This is a genomic window from Acinetobacter sp. 5862 (assembly GCF_024494585.1).
Lineage (GTDB): Bacteria > Pseudomonadota > Gammaproteobacteria > Pseudomonadales > Moraxellaceae > Acinetobacter.
Genome location: NZ_JANHGP010000062.1, coordinates 58,881 through 75,659, shown reverse-complemented (window position 1 = coordinate 75,659; position 16,779 = coordinate 58,881). Strand labels below are relative to the sequence as shown.

At 38.9% G+C, this 16,779-nt stretch carries 15 protein-coding genes and 1 riboswitch; of the genes, 7 read left to right on the top strand and 8 right to left on the bottom strand.

Annotated features, from left to right (window positions below; genetic code table 11):
* Nucleotides 1–13: 13 nt before the first annotated feature.
* Both NO346_RS12450 and NO346_RS12445 read right to left on the bottom strand, forming a co-directional pair.
* A complete protein-coding gene (locus tag NO346_RS12450; RefSeq protein WP_256415354.1) occupies nt 14–1,741 on the bottom strand; it encodes a caspase family protein in 1,728 nt (575 codons plus the stop codon).
* Between the two features lie 88 nt (nt 1,742–1,829).
* Complete coding sequence (locus NO346_RS12445) at nt 1,830–2,855, bottom strand: AraC family transcriptional regulator (protein ID WP_256415353.1); 1,026 nt, start codon at nt 2,853–2,855, stop codon at nt 1,830–1,832.
* Nucleotides 2,856–2,973: 118 nt separating this feature from the next.
* On the opposite strand from NO346_RS12445, the gene NO346_RS12440 reads away from it, so the two are divergent.
* On the top strand, nt 2,974–3,849 hold the full coding sequence (locus tag NO346_RS12440) for a metal-dependent hydrolase (protein WP_005162153.1): 876 nt from the start codon (nt 2,974–2,976) through the stop codon (nt 3,847–3,849).
* A 52-nt stretch (nt 3,850–3,901) separates the two neighbouring features.
* Here the strand turns inward: NO346_RS12440 and NO346_RS12435 are convergent, their stop codons facing one another.
* From NO346_RS12435 to NO346_RS12420, 4 genes are all read right to left on the bottom strand, one after another.
* On the bottom strand, nt 3,902–4,897 hold the full coding sequence (locus tag NO346_RS12435; RefSeq protein ID WP_256415352.1) for a DUF2804 domain-containing protein: 996 nt from the start codon (nt 4,895–4,897) through the stop codon (nt 3,902–3,904).
* A gap of 18 nt (nt 4,898–4,915) precedes the next feature.
* Nucleotides 4,916–6,064, bottom strand: coding sequence for a GGDEF domain-containing protein (locus NO346_RS12430; RefSeq protein WP_256415351.1), 1,149 nt, complete (start codon nt 6,062–6,064; stop codon nt 4,916–4,918).
* Between the two features lie 114 nt (nt 6,065–6,178).
* The gene (trpB, locus tag NO346_RS12425) at nt 6,179–7,423 is read right to left on the bottom strand and encodes a tryptophan synthase subunit beta (protein ID WP_005162160.1); all 1,245 of its coding nucleotides are present in this window, start codon (nt 7,421–7,423) and stop codon (nt 6,179–6,181) included.
* Nucleotides 7,404–8,063 (bottom strand): phosphoribosylanthranilate isomerase, encoded by a 660-nt coding sequence (locus NO346_RS12420; protein WP_256415350.1) that lies wholly within the window; start codon nt 8,061–8,063, stop codon nt 7,404–7,406. Before NO346_RS12420 ends, trpB begins: the two co-directional genes overlap by 20 nt.
* A 117-nt stretch (nt 8,064–8,180) precedes the next feature.
* Nucleotides 8,181–8,394: riboswitch (cobalamin riboswitch) on the top strand.
* Between the two features lie 36 nt (nt 8,395–8,430).
* Here NO346_RS12420 and NO346_RS12415 point away from each other — a divergent pair.
* From NO346_RS12415 to NO346_RS12405, 3 genes are all read left to right on the top strand, one after another.
* Nucleotides 8,431–10,305 (top strand): TonB-dependent siderophore receptor, encoded by a 1,875-nt coding sequence (locus tag NO346_RS12415; RefSeq protein WP_256415349.1) that lies wholly within the window; start codon nt 8,431–8,433, stop codon nt 10,303–10,305.
* 95 nt (nt 10,306–10,400) lie between these two features.
* Nucleotides 10,401–10,988 carry a cob(I)yrinic acid a,c-diamide adenosyltransferase gene (locus NO346_RS12410; protein WP_256415348.1) on the top strand — a complete coding sequence of 196 codons (588 nt, stop codon included), beginning with the start codon at nt 10,401–10,403 and terminating at the stop codon, nt 10,986–10,988.
* Nucleotides 10,989–11,008: 20 nt separating this feature from the next.
* On the top strand, nt 11,009–11,728 hold the full coding sequence (locus NO346_RS12405) for a glycerophosphodiester phosphodiesterase (RefSeq protein ID WP_256415347.1): 720 nt from the start codon (nt 11,009–11,011) through the stop codon (nt 11,726–11,728).
* Nucleotides 11,729–11,757: 29 nt separating this feature from the next.
* On the opposite strand, the gene NO346_RS12400 is transcribed toward NO346_RS12405, so the two are convergent.
* Nucleotides 11,758–12,285, bottom strand: coding sequence for an META domain-containing protein (locus tag NO346_RS12400; RefSeq protein WP_256415346.1), 528 nt, complete (start codon nt 12,283–12,285; stop codon nt 11,758–11,760).
* 211 nt (nt 12,286–12,496) lie between these two features.
* Between NO346_RS12400 and NO346_RS12395 the strand changes: the two genes are divergently transcribed.
* The 3 genes from NO346_RS12395 (at nt 12,497) to NO346_RS12385 (ending at nt 15,696) form a co-directional block, all read left to right on the top strand.
* Entirely contained in the window at nt 12,497–13,666 is a 1,170-nt protein-coding gene (locus NO346_RS12395; RefSeq protein WP_005162177.1) for an acyl-CoA desaturase, read from the top strand.
* Between the two features lie 136 nt (nt 13,667–13,802).
* Nucleotides 13,803–15,245, top strand: coding sequence for a YdiU family protein (locus tag NO346_RS12390; protein ID WP_256415345.1), 1,443 nt, complete (start codon nt 13,803–13,805; stop codon nt 15,243–15,245).
* A gap of 265 nt (nt 15,246–15,510) precedes the next feature.
* Nucleotides 15,511–15,696, top strand: coding sequence for a hypothetical protein (locus tag NO346_RS12385; RefSeq protein ID WP_256415344.1), 186 nt, complete (start codon nt 15,511–15,513; stop codon nt 15,694–15,696).
* Nucleotides 15,697–15,699: 3 nt separating this feature from the next.
* Here the strand turns inward: NO346_RS12385 and NO346_RS12380 are convergent, their stop codons facing one another.
* Nucleotides 15,700–16,773 (bottom strand): hypothetical protein, encoded by a 1,074-nt coding sequence (locus NO346_RS12380; RefSeq protein WP_256415343.1) that lies wholly within the window; start codon nt 16,771–16,773, stop codon nt 15,700–15,702.
* Nucleotides 16,774–16,779 lie beyond the last annotated feature (6 nt).

The window sequence follows — 16,779 nt, the reverse complement described above, 5'->3', positions numbered from 1 at the left end:
CTTTTACTCAAGGTTAAGGATAAGTACGCAACATGATGTGTTGAAACCCTGCTTGTGGGCTTTGCTGCAACCATTGGGTCAAAGCCCGAACCACAGGATGTTCAATACTGACATCTTTGTCCGCAATCGAAAGGAGTTGCTGTAACTGTGCTTCAGATAAAGGCTGAGACACTCCCACTGCTACAACACTATCTAAGCCCACTGGAGCTTGGGCATTAATACTTGGTGTGGTAAAAACCTGACTTGCCTTAAACATGCGATGCTCGTGTGTTTCAATCGGGTAAAGCAAGTGGAACTGACCTTGTGCATCAATATTAAAGAGAATCAAAGCATAATCTTGAGCAGCTTTACTTAAGAATTTAAATTGTTCCCCAATTTTAAAACCATTTCCTTTTAACTCAGGCGTGGCAGTGAACTGTAATTGGGCAGGATTTTTCAGTTGCTGTTGTAATGTTCTTAACCATAATTCTGTTTTCAGCCGTTGTTGTATGACGCTGAGGGTAGTTTTTGCAGTGATTGGTTCTAAAGCAGTATTGGCTAATGTCCATAATTTTAAATCAGGATGCTCAATGATCACAAAGTCATTATTTTGTTGATGAACGCTTAAACCAAGATCAGACAACATTTCATTCAGTGCCTGACGGTTTTGAACCTGTTGCACACCAATATTCAGGGCATCATTTGATACCTCAACCACAGGTGATGGTGCAGTCTGTTGTGTCGCTTCAGGCGCAATCTTGCGTGGTTTTAACAAGGTTTTGAAAGTAATATTATCATGGTCTTCACTAATCAAGGGTTGAATGACTGGCGTTTGCGGATTTTTGTCAGAATAATACCCCACCTCACTGGTCAAGACTTCACGTAACTCAGCATAATTGATTTTACCATCCTGATTACGGTCTGCGGCAATTTTGCCATCCAACACCCTTAACAAAACATCAGTTAATAAACCATGTGCCTTGCCATCAAATTTTGAATCGACTGCTGGCAAATCGGCAGCTTCTTCATCTTCACCTGATGCTGCAATCGAAATGGTATTTTGATAAGGATAAGGCTCTGGTTTATGGTTAATTTGTGCCTGCAACTGTGCAATATCCATCGCTGGCAAATCAGCGTCAGATATCGCCCGAGTTGGTAAGCGAATATGACGACTTACGGTTTTAACTGGAGCTAAAGAAATGCTGCGGGTTGCATTGGCAGAAAAACAACTGTCCATCACAATTACCACATCCCGTGTTTTCTCTAGTTCCGCAATCACAGGCAATATGTGTTCACGCCCAATCACCAGACTCTGATTGAGCTGTGCTGTCGTGTCCTGCCCTTTTGCCAACATCTTTTCAATGGGTTCAAGATCAAAATCATAGGGTACAAATGCACCACTATTATAAGGCAGTGGCAATTTATTTTTATTGTCTTGTCGGCTCGTGCCATGCCCTGAAAAATAAATAAAAACCTGATCGCCTGCCTGACTACGGTTTTTTAAATCATTTAATGCTTTCACAATATTGCTTTGCGTGGCTTGTTGATTAGTTAAAATCACCATATCCTGCTTTTTAAAGCCCCACTTTTGACTCAATACCTGCCGCATGGCATCCACATCATTGATTGGCCCCGCTAAGTGGGTAACATGCGGATAATCTGCTACGCCCACCAGTAACGCAATATTGGCAGCAAACGCTGAACTTTGTGTCAATAATCCAGCAATGGAAAAAATACCTATCCATATTTTCTTCCCCCACATAGCAACCTCACAAATCCCAAATTAGATAATGTTATAAACGTTACAAACTACATTTCGGGTTAAAAATTTCACCAATATTCTGTGCTTATCATTTCACAGATTTTAAAAACTGCTTGGGTGTAATTCCTGTCCAACGCTTAAACGCCCGCCCAAACGCACTTTGATCAGCATAATTTAAACGTTCCGCAATTTCTGACAATGATTTGCCCTGTTGCAAATACAGTTTACTTTGTTCCAAACGGTACTGATCTAAAATATCTTGAAAATTAAGCTGATAGGTTTTGAGTTGGCGTTGTAATGTTCGTTCTGAACAATGTAAACGCTTAGCAACATAACTGAGCAGTAGTTCTTCTTGTTGTAAAAGTCCTTGTTCAATATGCGTTTGTATTTTTTGACGGAACTGTTGTTGCTGAATCTCAAAAGAAGCAATGCTATTCAGTGATTGCTGAGCTTGAGTCGAGAGTACATGGTTTAATTGTTGGTCTGCAGCGATGCTTTTTGCTTTTAAAATTTGATTTGAAAAGCGAATTGCATATTGTCCAGCTTGAATTTGGATCGGACAACCATAAAATTTTTCAAAATGATATAAAGCTGTATGTGGTGCGTAACCAAATTGAATCATGTGTGGTGGAATGAGGGCATCTTGGACAATCGATTGGGCAATTTTAAAAATCAACGCCAGATTTAGCTCATACATTTCCCGATAATCACTATAGGATGCTCCCCAAACAATTTGAATATAATCAGAAAACTGCTGAACATTCAGTTGTTCTAAATTGGTTTGTTTAAAGACTAAAGAATAATAACGTTGTAAAAGCTGTAAAGCCTGTTGCAGATCTAAACTGGTTGAAGCCAAATATCCCATTAAACCCAAATCTTGCAAATTGGCATGTTCAGCCAATACTAATGTAATCGGTCGAGGGAAATAAGCTTGTGCCGATTGCAAAAGCAACGCATAACGTTCGACATCAAAATCATGCTCATCTGGATTTTCCAAGCAAGTATGAAAAGCTTGCCAAAGCTCAGGTGCAACAACTTTAGACAAATCAATTTGTTCTTGTTGCAAAACACGATTAAATAATCGTAGGTATCCAATAATAATTTTAACTGACATATCCCGATCTCATCCTGACCTGTCGTTATTTGTATAAAACTTGGCTGTAACTGTCAAAACATTTCATCGGACTTTTTCCATACTGAGTTCATGAAGAAAAGACAAGGAATAGCAAAAAATGAATGCACATGTTTCCTATCAAGTTGAGCCAGTTGTTAGAACAAAACTAGATTTTCATTTAGATCAAGCACCACGTTTTTGGTTTGGTGGTGATCCATTTCGTACTCGTATGTTTGATGCATTAAGCCTGACTTTTCCTGATGGTGAGCGCTATTTTATTGAATGTGTGCGTTTATTCCGCGACAAAATTAATGATCCTGACTTGCAAGAACGTGTGGCTGATTTTATCCGTCAGGAAGCACAGCATGGTATTGCACATGACAAAATGAATCAGATCATGAAAGAGCAAGGCATGCCTGTAGATCAATTCACTGCACGTTTGAAAAAGATTTTTAGATTTGAATTAAAAAACCGTTCGGCTCAATACAACATTGCCATGACCGCAGCTGCAGAGCATTTAACTGCGTTAATGGCAGATACTTTTTATAGTAAAAAAGAGACTTTAGCGGAGGCAGATCCATTTGTTCGTGCGCTATTCGCTTGGCATGCGATTGAAGAAATGGAACATCGTGATGTTGCTTTTGATGTGATGAAGCAAGTCGGTGATGTACCAGAAGCAACTCGACGTTTTGCACTGCTCTTTACCACAGTGATGATGTTTGGTTTTACTTTGTATCGTACAGATGTCATGCTTAAAACTGATGGTTTTAATTTGAGACAACGCTTTGATATGGCACGTAAAGGTTTACCGTGGTTCTTCGGTCGTAACGGTATTTTGACTGCAAAAAGATCTCAATATAGTGACTGGTTTAAAAAGGATTTCCATCCAAATCAACATCCTGTTATTCGCCAATATGATGTTTGGGTTGATACTTTAGCGAAGACCAATGATCCAATTGCTGCGGGTGAAGCTTTTTGGCAAGCAGGGCTTTAATTCACGTATCAAAAGAATCCCCTTTGAATTTAGGGGATTCTTTCTGTCATTATCACCACTTCGCATAATGCTGTTCTAACAACCCATATTCTTGATTTAACATCACCAGTTCAACATTTTCATGTTCAATCGTACCGCAGACTTTCGCTTGCCACTGATTAAACTGACTACCAATCAGGCGTAGGTTAATATTCTCAAAACGACACCAACCTGTTTCAACGAGCAAATTTAATCGCTCATCCAAAGAACGAATTGACCAACAATTTTCATTTTGTTGCTCAAATAAAATATCAGTGAGTGGATATAAACGACCATCAACCCACAACGCATTTTCATTACCAAAACTTTCATTGACACCTGATGCGAGATTCAAGCCAATACGGCGATCATTTGCATCACGGAACTGACAAGACAACCAAAACCAAGCAGTCTCAGGTCGTAAAAAACCACAAGTATCATCGAGTGCAGCAAGACTGTGAGAATTAAATTCGATCTGCTGTTGATCAGGGCTAATAAAAAAGCCTTCTACTGCCAAAGTGGTTTGTTTTTGCGTATATGTCCAACCATTAATTCCTGTTGGGCTACATAAACTGAGTGCATCCGTACCTGCACAAAAAATACGCGCTTTCAGTTGTACTTCGCCATGTTTGGTCACTTGGATATAACGCACACCATTGGCGTGTTGCATATCAAATTGATAAGCCGATTTTTTAAAATAGCTTTGACTAAATAAAGGTTGTTCATCGAGTTGGGTTTTTAAAGCTAATGGCTGAATCGCATTCCATTCGATTACTTTTTTAGAAAGATGATCATAAACATAGAAAAAGCCATGCCCTGCCCATGATAAATCGACAATCGCCACACCAATACTGTAGTGCCCGTGCTGCAAACCACAAAATTTAAATTTTTTATATTTAAGCTGCTTGCGCCAGCCTTTTAGAACTTGGCCATAAGGCGTTTTATAAATATAGTCATCCAAATTGATCTGTGAAGGTATCTGATCAAAACGCCCATAACGAGGCTGACCATTTTTCTGTATCAATTTCACAAGATTTCCCCAACTCAATTATAACGTAAATGCCTTTCTGACCTGATTTTTACCATTGTGTTTCGCCTCGTACAACGCCTTATCTGCTTGCTCAAACAAGCCTGTATAATCAAAACCACTAAAAGCTGTACTACTTACCCCAAAACACGCCTTGATATAAAGCATTTCATTTTCTTTCACTTCAACTGCGGTTTGCTCTAATGCTTTACGACATACCTCTGCCAACAACACTGCATTTTCAATAGAAGTAAATGGTAATAAAATGACAAATTCCTCACCCCCATAACGTCCAATCACATCACTGGCTCGTAAATTTTTTCGCAGTATATTTGCGACATGTTTTAAAACCAAATCTCCTTGATGATGTCCATATTGATCATTAATATTTTTAAAATTATCAATATCCACCATAATCAACGATGTTTCTCGATGGGTAATTTGTGCCTGCTGCATCTGTAAATCAATAATCTCATTGACCCCACGGCGATTCAACAGCCCTGTTAACTCATCAGTACAACTGAGTTTTTCTATTTTTGAATTATATCTGCGCCAACGCTCTATACTTATATCAAATAACGTAATGGTAAATGCCGCATATAAAGTGGTGTAAAACATTGAATAAATAATCTGAGCGCTCTGAACATCTTTATGCATCAAGGTATAAGGCTTATAAGCCACTGCATAATCTAAATAACCCAACACCGTAAGCGCAGATAATAAATAACACGCAATAACATAAGCAACCAAGCCAAAATAAACAGAGAAACGAGGGAATAACAACAAAGCGGTAAAGGTTATCCCCATAAAAATAACGCCATTTAACATGTTCAGCAAACCAATGCCTATTGGCAAACCTAACAATGAAAATGGGTAATACACCGATAAAAACAACACATAATAAATATGCACATTCGGCTTATTTTTAATAAGAAAACCAAACAAAATTAAAAGGATATTTAAAATAAATACACTTGGATACAACCACTGAAGTTTAAGCAATAACTCGGTATTTGCTAAAGGGTGATACATATATTTTATTTGTATAAAATATATAACAGCAGCCGTAAAACTCGCATACAGCAATATAACTTGGGATTTTTTAACTAAATCCCAATCTAAAATTGCAAGAAAGGCTTTACTGAAATACGTAGCTAAGGAATATTTCATCCCTCATCATCCCTTATGATTATTCTTGTGTTATACGTCCATGTACAACTAGTCACAATATTAATATGGCTTAGGCACACGCTTTAGCCGATCTTATCACACACCTATTCAGTTTTATAAGTCGACCATCGGAATACCATCAATTTTCGCAACCGTCATTAAATCTTTATCGCCACGACCTGAAACTGTTGCAATAATGATTTGGTCTTTCGACATCGTTGGGGCAAGTTTAGTGACATAAGCCATCGCATGTGAACTTTCAAGCGCAGGAATGATGCCTTCAATCTGAGTTAAATCACGGAAGCCTTGTAAGGCTTCATCATCTTTAATTGGCACATATTCCACACGATGCATATCTTTTAAGAAACTATGCTCTGGACCAACACCTGGATAATCCAAACCTGCTGAAATACTATGTGTTTCAATAATCTGACCTTGCTCATCCGACATGAGGTAAGTACGGTTACCATGTAATACACCCACATGGCCTGCATTCAATGGCGCTGAGTGTTTGCCTGTTTCAATGCCGAAACCTGCCGCTTCAACACCGTACATTTTCACATCCTGATCATTCAGGAATGGATAGAACAAGCCCATTGCATTTGAACCTCCGCCAACACAAGCAACCAAGGCATCAGGTAAACGCCCTGCTTGTGCTTGGATCTGTTGACGTGCTTCACGACCAATGATTGATTGGAAATCACGTACAAGCTGTGGATATGGGTGCGGACCAGCAACCGTACCAATGACATAATAAGTCGTATCAACATTGGTGACCCAATCGCGCATCGCTTCATTCAATGCATCTTTTAAAGTTTTGGATCCGCTTTGCACTGGTACAACTTTTGCGCCAAGCAAACGCATGCGATAGACATTCATCGCCTGACGTTTTACATCTTCAGCCCCCATGTACACCACGCACTCCATACCCAAGCGAGCAGCGATGGTTGCGGTCGCAACACCATGTTGACCTGCACCTGTTTCAGCAATGATACGTTTTTTACCCGACAGTTTTGCCAATAAAGCCTGACCAATCGTATTATTTACTTTATGAGAGCCAGTATGGTTTAGGTCTTCACGTTTTAAGTAAATTTGCGCACCGCCGAGGTGCTGAGACCATCGTTCAGCATGATAAAGTGGACTTGGACGACCAACATAAAACGCAAGATCACGGTCAAACTCTGCTAAAAACTGAGCATCATTTTTCATACGACCATAAAGACTTTCTAAGTCTTCAAGTGCAGCCATAAGCGTTTCTGACACAAAACGCCCACCATGAATACCAAAATGCCCCTGAGCATCTGGAAACTGGGTGTAGTCAATCGCCTGATTTTGTTGACTAAGGTTTTGCTGATCCACGTTGGACTCCTTGCATAAATTTTTCAATGAGTTGTTGGTCTTTTATACCTTTAGCGGACTCTACGCCTCCGCTGACATCCACAGCAAAAGCTGCTGTAGTATCAATAGCGTCACTCACATTTTCAGGGGTTAAGCCCCCTGCCAAGATTAGTGGAATATCAAGTTTTGGAAATTTATTCCAATCGAAACAGTGACCTGTTCCACCTTTTAAATCAGGATGCCACGCATCAAGTAGAACCGCACTGGCTCCCACAGCTTGATAGCGTTGAATTTCGGTCAAAATGTCTAAACCAGGTCTAACCTGAATGGCTTTGTACCAACGGCGTTTGCAATGCAACGCAATTTGTTGGCATTGTTCAGGTGTTTCATCACCATGTAGTTGTAATACATCCAACGGAACTGAATCAAGCACTGTTTGGATTTCTTCTGCGCTTGCATTTACAAATAAACCGACCAACTGAACATAAGCGGGTACTGAGCTTGCCAAAATTTGCGCTTGTTCAATACTGACATGACGCGGGCTTGGGGGAAAGAATACCAATCCAATCGCATCTGCTCCTGCTTGCACAACAGCATCAATATCTTGAGTCCGCGTGATTCCACAAATCTTGGCGCGAGTTCGGAGTTGGGTTTGACGCATTTGATGTCCAATTTGAGATGACTATTTACTACTCTCACATTGTAAAGCAATTTGACATACTTTGGTCAAAGTTCATTTCCAAATGCAATTGTTTAAAAAACGTGAACACTCTATACTTCGCATCATCTCGCAACAAGTCTAAAGCACATTCTTTTGCTTATAGGGAAGTTGGTGTAAGTCCAACACTGCCCTCGCAACGGTAACACCGAATTATTAATCTTAGCTAAACGCCAAATCACTGCATCTGAATGATGTGGGAAGATGATTAATAGCATCACAATTGTGATGATATAGTGAAGTCCGGAGACCTGCTTGTTGTTTATTTCCACTTTAACATTCACGACGGGTGAATGTATGGAGCGACATCATGTCTACTATTTTTCAACCGACACGTTTAGTTGGTGCTATCGCTATTGCGATGGGGTTTTCTTCAACTACTTTTGCTCAAGATCAATCAAGCGCGAAAACTGCGACGCTAGATACGATTGTTGTGACGGCATCTCGTTCTGAAGAAAAGTTAAAGAATGTTCCTGCACGTCTGACTGTGATTGATCAAAAAACGATTGAAAAGAATCCTGCTCTCAACTTATCAGATTTAATTCAGCGTGATCCTTCTGTTTTTGTCAAACAAAGTGGCGGAATAGGTCAGATCACGGAAATCTCAATTCGTGGAACTCGACCAAATCACACTATCATATTAAAAGATGGCGCTCGTCTAAATAGCCAAAACCACCTTGCTGCAATTTATCCATCATTTCTTGATTCATCTGATCTTGAACGGATAGAAATTCTTAAAGGTCCAGCCTCTGTACAATATGGAACAGAGGCAATTGGTGGAGTGGCTCAAATGATAACCTCAACTCCAACAAAAAATAGCGGTTTTATTACAGGTATCTATGGGGAAAATAATACCTATAAAGCCATTGCTGGAGTTGACCTTATTCAAGATGGTTTTTATGCACAAATTAGAGGACAACGTCTAGAAAGTGATGGAACACGAGTTCTAGATAATCAAAGCAAAGATCAAAAAGCCGCTTATGATCAGAAAGGTTATAGTGCGAAAGTAGGTTACGACAATAAAAAGAATATTAAAACTGACCTGTCAATCAGTCAGAATGAAGGGCTGAGTCAATTCTACAATTACATGATCAGCAAAAATAATGCAGAGCGTATATTTGAGAATCGCCTAATTAATTCAAGCATTCAATATGGTGTTACTGAGAACCTTACATTATCTGCACGCTATTCAAACTTTATTGATAACCAACAAGTAAAAGATAGTGATCCAGACCACTTTGATACAGAAAACAATGAAGGTGATCTAAACTTAAACTGGAATATAGACTCTAAGAATAATCTACTCGCAGGTGTAACTTATCTAAAATCAGATTTTAAAAGTAATGATGTAAAAGATAAAAAACAAAGTATCGATTCTACCGGTTATTATGTTCAACATCAGTATAAGACAGATAAGCTAAATACTCAGGTTGGTGTTCGTACTGAAGATAATGAACTATTCGGTACACATACAATCGGTCAAGGAGCTGTTCGTTATCAAGTATTACCCGAAACAAGTATTTATGCCAATATCGGATCAGCTTTTAAAGCACCATCCCTGACAGAACTCTATTATTTTTCAGAAAAGTCCTATGGAAATACCTATGGTAATCCTGATCTCAAACCAGAAGAAAGTATTTCCTATGAAATTGGTGTAGATCAAAGAATTGGGCAAAACCTAAATGCCTTTTTATCTGCTTACCATACTGAAATAAAAAATTTAATCAGCTATAAATACTCAAGCCCGAACTCAACGTATATCAACATAGATAAAGCTGAAATCAATGGTGGTGAGCTAGGTCTTAAATGGAAAAAAGATGACCTATTCCTAAACACAGAATACGCTTATGTTGATTCAAAAGATAAAAAGACTGATCTGAGAGTTGCATATAAGCCTAAACAGACCCTCACTTTAACGACTGGACTTGAAAATTCAATTTATGGAATAAGCGCCTCAATTATCGCACGCTCAGATATTTATGCAGATAATGCCAATAAAGTTAAAGCTCCTGGTTATGCAACCGTTGATTTAAACATGTACTGGAATATCAACCCTAATATTAAAGTTTTCAGTAATATTGAGAATATGGGTGATGTTGAGTACAGAACTGCTGATAATTTTGGTGATGGTTGGTATGTAAACGGTGGTCGCCAAGCTTCTGTGGGTGTCACTCTTCGTTATTAATCGTGCAATCTAGACAATAAAAATATTTTCTTAACTCCAATTTCGGGGTAATGTTCTGACCGACATTATCCCCTTTTTATTTGTAGGACAGCTTCATGGGACATCGTTTAAGTAAAATCTATACACGTACAGGTGATTCAGGCACAACAGGACTTGGGGATGGCTCACGAGTCGCTAAAGATGACTTACGAATTCATGCGCTAGGTGATGTAGATGAACTCAATGCCACTATTGGCGTATTAAGAGCACAAATCAGTGTATCTCAAATTGAAAATAAAGCTGATTGGGATAAAAGTTTAAGCTTGATCCAACATTGGTTATTTGATTTAGGTGGTGAAGTTTGTATTCCAAACTATCATTTACTCCAACCAATTTGTATCGAGTTTCTCGAAAAAGAAATTGATCACATGAATGAATCTCTGCCAATGCTGAAAGATTTTATCCTCCCATCAGGCACTTTGGCCTGTAGTTATGCGCATCAGGCGCGTGCTGTCTGCCGTCGTGCTGAGCGTGCCTTGATGTCGGTGCATACACGCGATCAAAATATTCAGGCAACCGCTTTACAATTACTCAATCGTTTATCAGACTGGTTGTTTGTGGCTTCACGCAGTTTACAGCGTGCCGAGGGTGGCAGCGAAGTGCTTTGGCAAAAAAACATTAATGATAGTATTGATCAAGCATAATTATTTTAAGGTAAATCAAAATGCGAATTATTGGTCATCGTGGTGCACGCGGCGAAGCGCCTGAAAATACTTTGGGCGGTTTTCGTTATTTGCATGATCTAGGGGTACGAGCTGTCGAGTTTGACGTGCGTCAACTCAAAGATGACCAATTGGTGGTGATTCATGATGATGATTTTGTTCGTACCACGGGTAAATCACAGCATGTTGAAAGCTGTAATTTGTCTGAAGCTCAGCAATTTGATCATCGCCATCAATGGCAGGCGTGGGGATTTGAAGAATACACTCCTAGCCTGCCCCATGTAATGGGTTGTTTAACTGATTTTGAACATATTGAAGTTGAAATTAAAGCAGTTACAGATGAAGCAGCGGCTGAGCGTTTAATTCTACAATTACACCAAGATTTAATCGGCTTTGAACAAACTGCCACAATCACGAGTTTTGATGTAAAAATTTTAGCGGCATTACAACAACATCAAAGTCATTTTAAACGTGGTCTGTTGGTTGAAATTCCAATTGGGGAATACGCAATCGAGCTTGCTCAACAATATGAGTGCCACCAAATTGGTTGGAAAGATCAACTGGCAACTGATCAAATCATTCAGTTTACACAGCAAGCCGAACTTGCTGTGAGTGTCTGGACAGTTAATGACGTTGAACGTGCCAAACATCTACAACAATTGGGCATTCAAGGGTTAATCACCGATTTCCCGAGTACCATGTTGCAACATCTAACTTTATAAAAGTATGGAATTTATTCCGACAACTAATTTTATTTTTTAGATTGCGCCTGAATTAAACGCTGCCCTTTCGCATCTAATAAATACAAATTCGTCCCTTCAATTTGGAAACGTTCAATCCGCTGCATCGCATCCATCAGATCTGCTTCTTGTGCTAATGCTTTATCACAACTTAAGTGCTGCGCTCTCACATCAAAACTCATTTTCCTTTGGCTAAGATCATATTGATAACTTCCATAAATGTTATTGCAGCCCGTATGACCTGAAATGGTTTTAGTCACTGAATTCAGCATAAAACTTGGGTATTGATTGAAGAATAAAGCACGTTTATTTTGAATCATGGTTATTTGCCAATTCACCTCTTGAATACCATCGTTGCTTTTACGAACTTGCATAGGAGGCAATTCACTTACACGTTTGGGATGTAAGCTATTTTTAGTGATCTGTGTCGGTTTACTTTGGCATGCAGTAAGTAGCAAAGCACAAGATAATATTAAAGTTTTGTGAAAAAACTTATTCAAAGAATAAATTGTATTTTTCACGCTTATTTGTTCTGACATTGATTTATTTCGCCTTTTAATTTATTGATTAATTCAACAAACGAATTCTGTTACTGTTCTTTCAGTACAACTGTAGAATAATACTAGTGTTATCTAATCTGAGCATGCTAATATCGAGCATAAAATAGCAATATATCGTCATGATTGGTTTTGCTATCTCGTTTGGTTTTTATATCTTGTGTAAACAAGGTTTTTAGGAGCGCTGACGGATATGACTTCCGCCCCACTCAAGAAAGCACCCATTAATTGGATTGCAATTTTCGCACTGGTATTCTTGCCAGTTGTTGCGCTCATTTCGATTCCAATTTATACCTATTATCATGACTTTAGTATGGGCGCATGGATTAGCATGTTTGTCTTACTAGGTGTAAGCAGTTTAGGTATCACTGCTGGCTATCATCGCTTATGGGCACACCGTGCTTATGAAGCAACCCTACCTTTAAAAATCATTCTTATGATTATGGGTACTTTTGCAGTTCAAAATAGTATCTTATTTTGGGCTTCAGGTCATCGTACACATCACCGTCATGTTGACGATGTAGACCAAGATCCATATTCGATTAATAATGGATTCTGGTATGCACATATGGGTTGGATGTTACGTAACTACCCTGCTGCTGAACCAAATTATAAAAATGCACCTGATTTGTTAAACGACAAATTAGTCATGTTCCAAGATAAATATTATGTTCCTTTAGTGATTGCTGTCCATGCAGGTATTTTGTTGCCTGTCGGTTGGTTAGTTGGTGATATCTGGGGTGTGCTACTTTTGGGTGGTTTAGTTCGTTTATTCCTTAGCCATCATGTCACCTTCTTCATTAACTCTTTATGTCATATGTGGGGTAAACGCCCTTATACTGACGAAAATACCGCACGTGATAATTTTATCCTAGCGATTCTCACTTGGGGTGAGGGCTATCATAACTATCACCATATTTTCCAATACGATTACCGTAATGGTGTTAAATGGTGGCAATATGACCCTACCAAATGGCTAATTTGGACAAGTTCCAAGTTAGGCTTAGCGAAAAACTTACGTCGTATTCCAAGCTTTAATATCCAAAAAGCAGAGCTTGCGATGAAGTTTAAATATGCTGAACAAGACCTCGCAATTTATGGTCACGATGTGAACACTGATATTGCTCAGATGAAACAACGTATTGCTCAAGAATATGAGGCTTTTACATTAACTCTAAACGATTGGGCGAAGTTAAAAGAGCAAGAGCTACAAGCAAAAAAAGCGGCAATGGCTGAAAAAATCCATCAAATGGATCATAAGCTTAAAGTTGATTTCCAACTGCTTGAACATCGCCTTGCACACCATCGTGAATGTCTAGAAACTTTAGTGCGTAATATCAAAAAAGCACCAGTTTCAGAATAAAAAATACTCAATAAAATGGTCTCTTTAGAGGCCATTTTTTATGCCTATTTAAAGACTCAGTTCATAATCACAATTCACTATTTTAGACTTATCTTTGTTATAGTCATCATTCAGCTTCTTGCCATGATATTGACCCATGCATTTCAATCCTCGCTATTCATCTCTCAATTCAAAGCTTTATCATCAACAGCAACCAAGTCCTTTACGTGGTGCAAAAGCAGGTCATTTCAATGAGGCTTTGGCAAATGAGCTGCAATGGAGTGATGAAGACAAAGCCAACTGGGTCGAGATTTGTAGCGGGCAAAAAACCTTTGCCGAATTTTCCCCTTTGGCCATGGTCTATGCAGGACATCAGTTTGGACAATGGGCAGGTCAATTAGGTGATGGGCGTGGTTTATTGATTGGACAAATTCTAAATCAACATGGACAAACGATTGATCTACATCTGAAAGGTGCAGGTTCAACGCCCTACTCTCGTATGGGTGATGGTCGTGCGGTACTGCGCTCAGTGATTCGTGAATATCTAGCAGGTCATGCACTGAATGCGCTTGGCGTAGCATCTAGTCATGCAGTCGGTTTCACTACATCAGCACAAGGCGTACAGCGTGAGACTTTAGAACTTGGCGCAATGCTATTACGCACTTCGGATTGTCATATCCGTTTCGGGCATTTTGAGTGGATCAATCAATATGCACCTGAACTTTTAACTGAATTTACGCAAAAGTGTATCGAATGGCATTATCCAGAATGCCTAGAAGCTGAGAACCCTGTTCTGGGTTTCGCTAAAGCTGTCATTGAACGTACAGCAATCATGATCGCCAAATGGCAATTAGTTGGTTTTGCGCATGGTGTAATGAATACCGATAATCTTAATATTACAGGCTCAACCTTAGATTTTGGTCCTTATGGATTTATGGAACGCTTTCGACCAAACTGGATTAACAACCACTCTGACTATCAGGGTCGCTATACCTACCAGAATCAGCCAAGTATTGGACACTGGAATCTATGGACATGGTTGAACAATCTCATATCGTTAGCCACACCTGAGCATAGAGAACAATTCAAACAAGATTTAGCGACTTGCTTAGAACAATTTGAACCAATCTTTTTACATCATTATGGTCAAGGACTCTGCGAGAAGATGGGACTCCCCCATTTTCATAAAGACAGTTTAGATTGCAGTTTTGCATTTTTACGAATTTTGCAAACGGAACAACTCGACTATACGCAAAGTTTTATTCGCCTACAGAACAAGGAATATAAAACACTCCGTGATGATTGCTTAGATCTACGTCAGTTTGATGCTTTTCTCCATCAATATCAGGAGATTCGCAAAACTCAAGATACAGACGAATTAGATCGAGTTATGCAAAGCGCTAATCCTCATTATATTTTACGCAACCACATGGCACAAAAAGCGATTGAACAAGCCAAACGTGGTGATTTTAGTGAAGTTGATCGTTTATTTAAGCTCCTCAATCAGCCTTATCAAAAACAGCCAGAGTTGGAAACTGAACAAGATACTGCACCTTTACCAAGTGATGTGCCTGAGGTGATGGTAAGTTGTTCATCTTAATTCCGAATAATTTTGATTTACTTAGTGCCGCTATCGCGGTTCAGGTGAGTTGTTCATTTAAGAGTCAAAAATAGTGTCACAACAACAAAGCTACAGTGAATATTTTTATTTCACTGTGGCCTTGCTGCATAAATATTTTGCAAGATACTAATTTTTAAGGGTTTTTTTAAATTTTAATAAAAATAAATATAATAAAATCATAATGTTAGCTATTTGTGCAACAAGGCCGATCGAGATTCATTAAAACTGAATGAGCATATTGCTGATGTATTGGAACAGTTACGACCTTATCAAAATACCTTACAGCAACTTTTTTAATACCCAATATTCACTCGGTGTCAGTGCAACAGGACATATTGAAAATCCACATCACCGCCCCTTTAACGCAGCCAATATTAGACAATTGTTTACGCTAGGCTTAAGTCTAGATGTGGATTATTATTTTGCTTAGCCTCTACCATTGATATTGCGCAAATAATTGTGCACCCATTCTCTTAGCCTGATTGGTATTTAGATCATCTGCAATATATTTCACACCAAAATAATCATGTTGAATTGATAACCCCAAGGCATGAGTCTGTGGTTCAAAATGGATTCCCCATTGTACACCTCTATCCCAATAAGCGTTTAATTGCCAAAGACTACTATATTGATTGCTGATTGAACTCATACCTAAACGCCAATTTTGATCTGACTGATAATTGAAATCAGTATAAATTTTAAAAGGCAGTTTCTGCGTATATTGATGATACTTATTAAATTGTCCCTGAATATCAAATCGGGGACGCTGATCCTGATCATAAGCAATCTGGTATTGGGTGTAGGGTGCATCCTGCCAATATAAATAGGCTAAAGCATCCTGAATATTGATATTTACTTTCCAGTGATTCGCAATTGTCCCTTGTAATGAAGTATCAAATGCAAAACCATAACCCTGATTTGCACGCTCATTCCAGCCCATTTTGTCTTCTTTTAATGCAGGCTGGTCATAACTATAGTCAATTTGACCATTGAGCCACTTCACACGCTCCATCAATTGTTGTTGATTTGTGGTTTGAGCCAAAGCATTTACTTGTCCATCAACATAATGTCGGCCAATCAGTACGGTTGCACCTGTGATCAGGTTCCAGTTAGGTGAAAGTTGCCAGTTGTAGGCAAAACGTGACCCAACCGTATCAACGTGCTGTGCCTCAAGTTGCAAATTATATTGGGTATTGGCATCAATCAGTTGATCATTTTTAACTTGATAATATAATTTCGCAGTGTCTGGACTAAATCGCAGTACATAATCGTAACGCCAAATCCAGCTAAAATCCCATTGTCCCTGTTTAACACCCAACTGCATTAGGCCATGGGCAAATGCATTTTTTCCCGATTTAAAGTTTGGGTCATCCCAATCATCTGTAAATGCTTGAATCGACAAAGGTTGGCTATATACATCTGCCTGTACTTGATAATAGATTTTTTCCTGGGCATTGGAATAGAAAGGCATTAGCATTCCCAATACAGCTAGACTTTTTTTGAGCATAAAAAA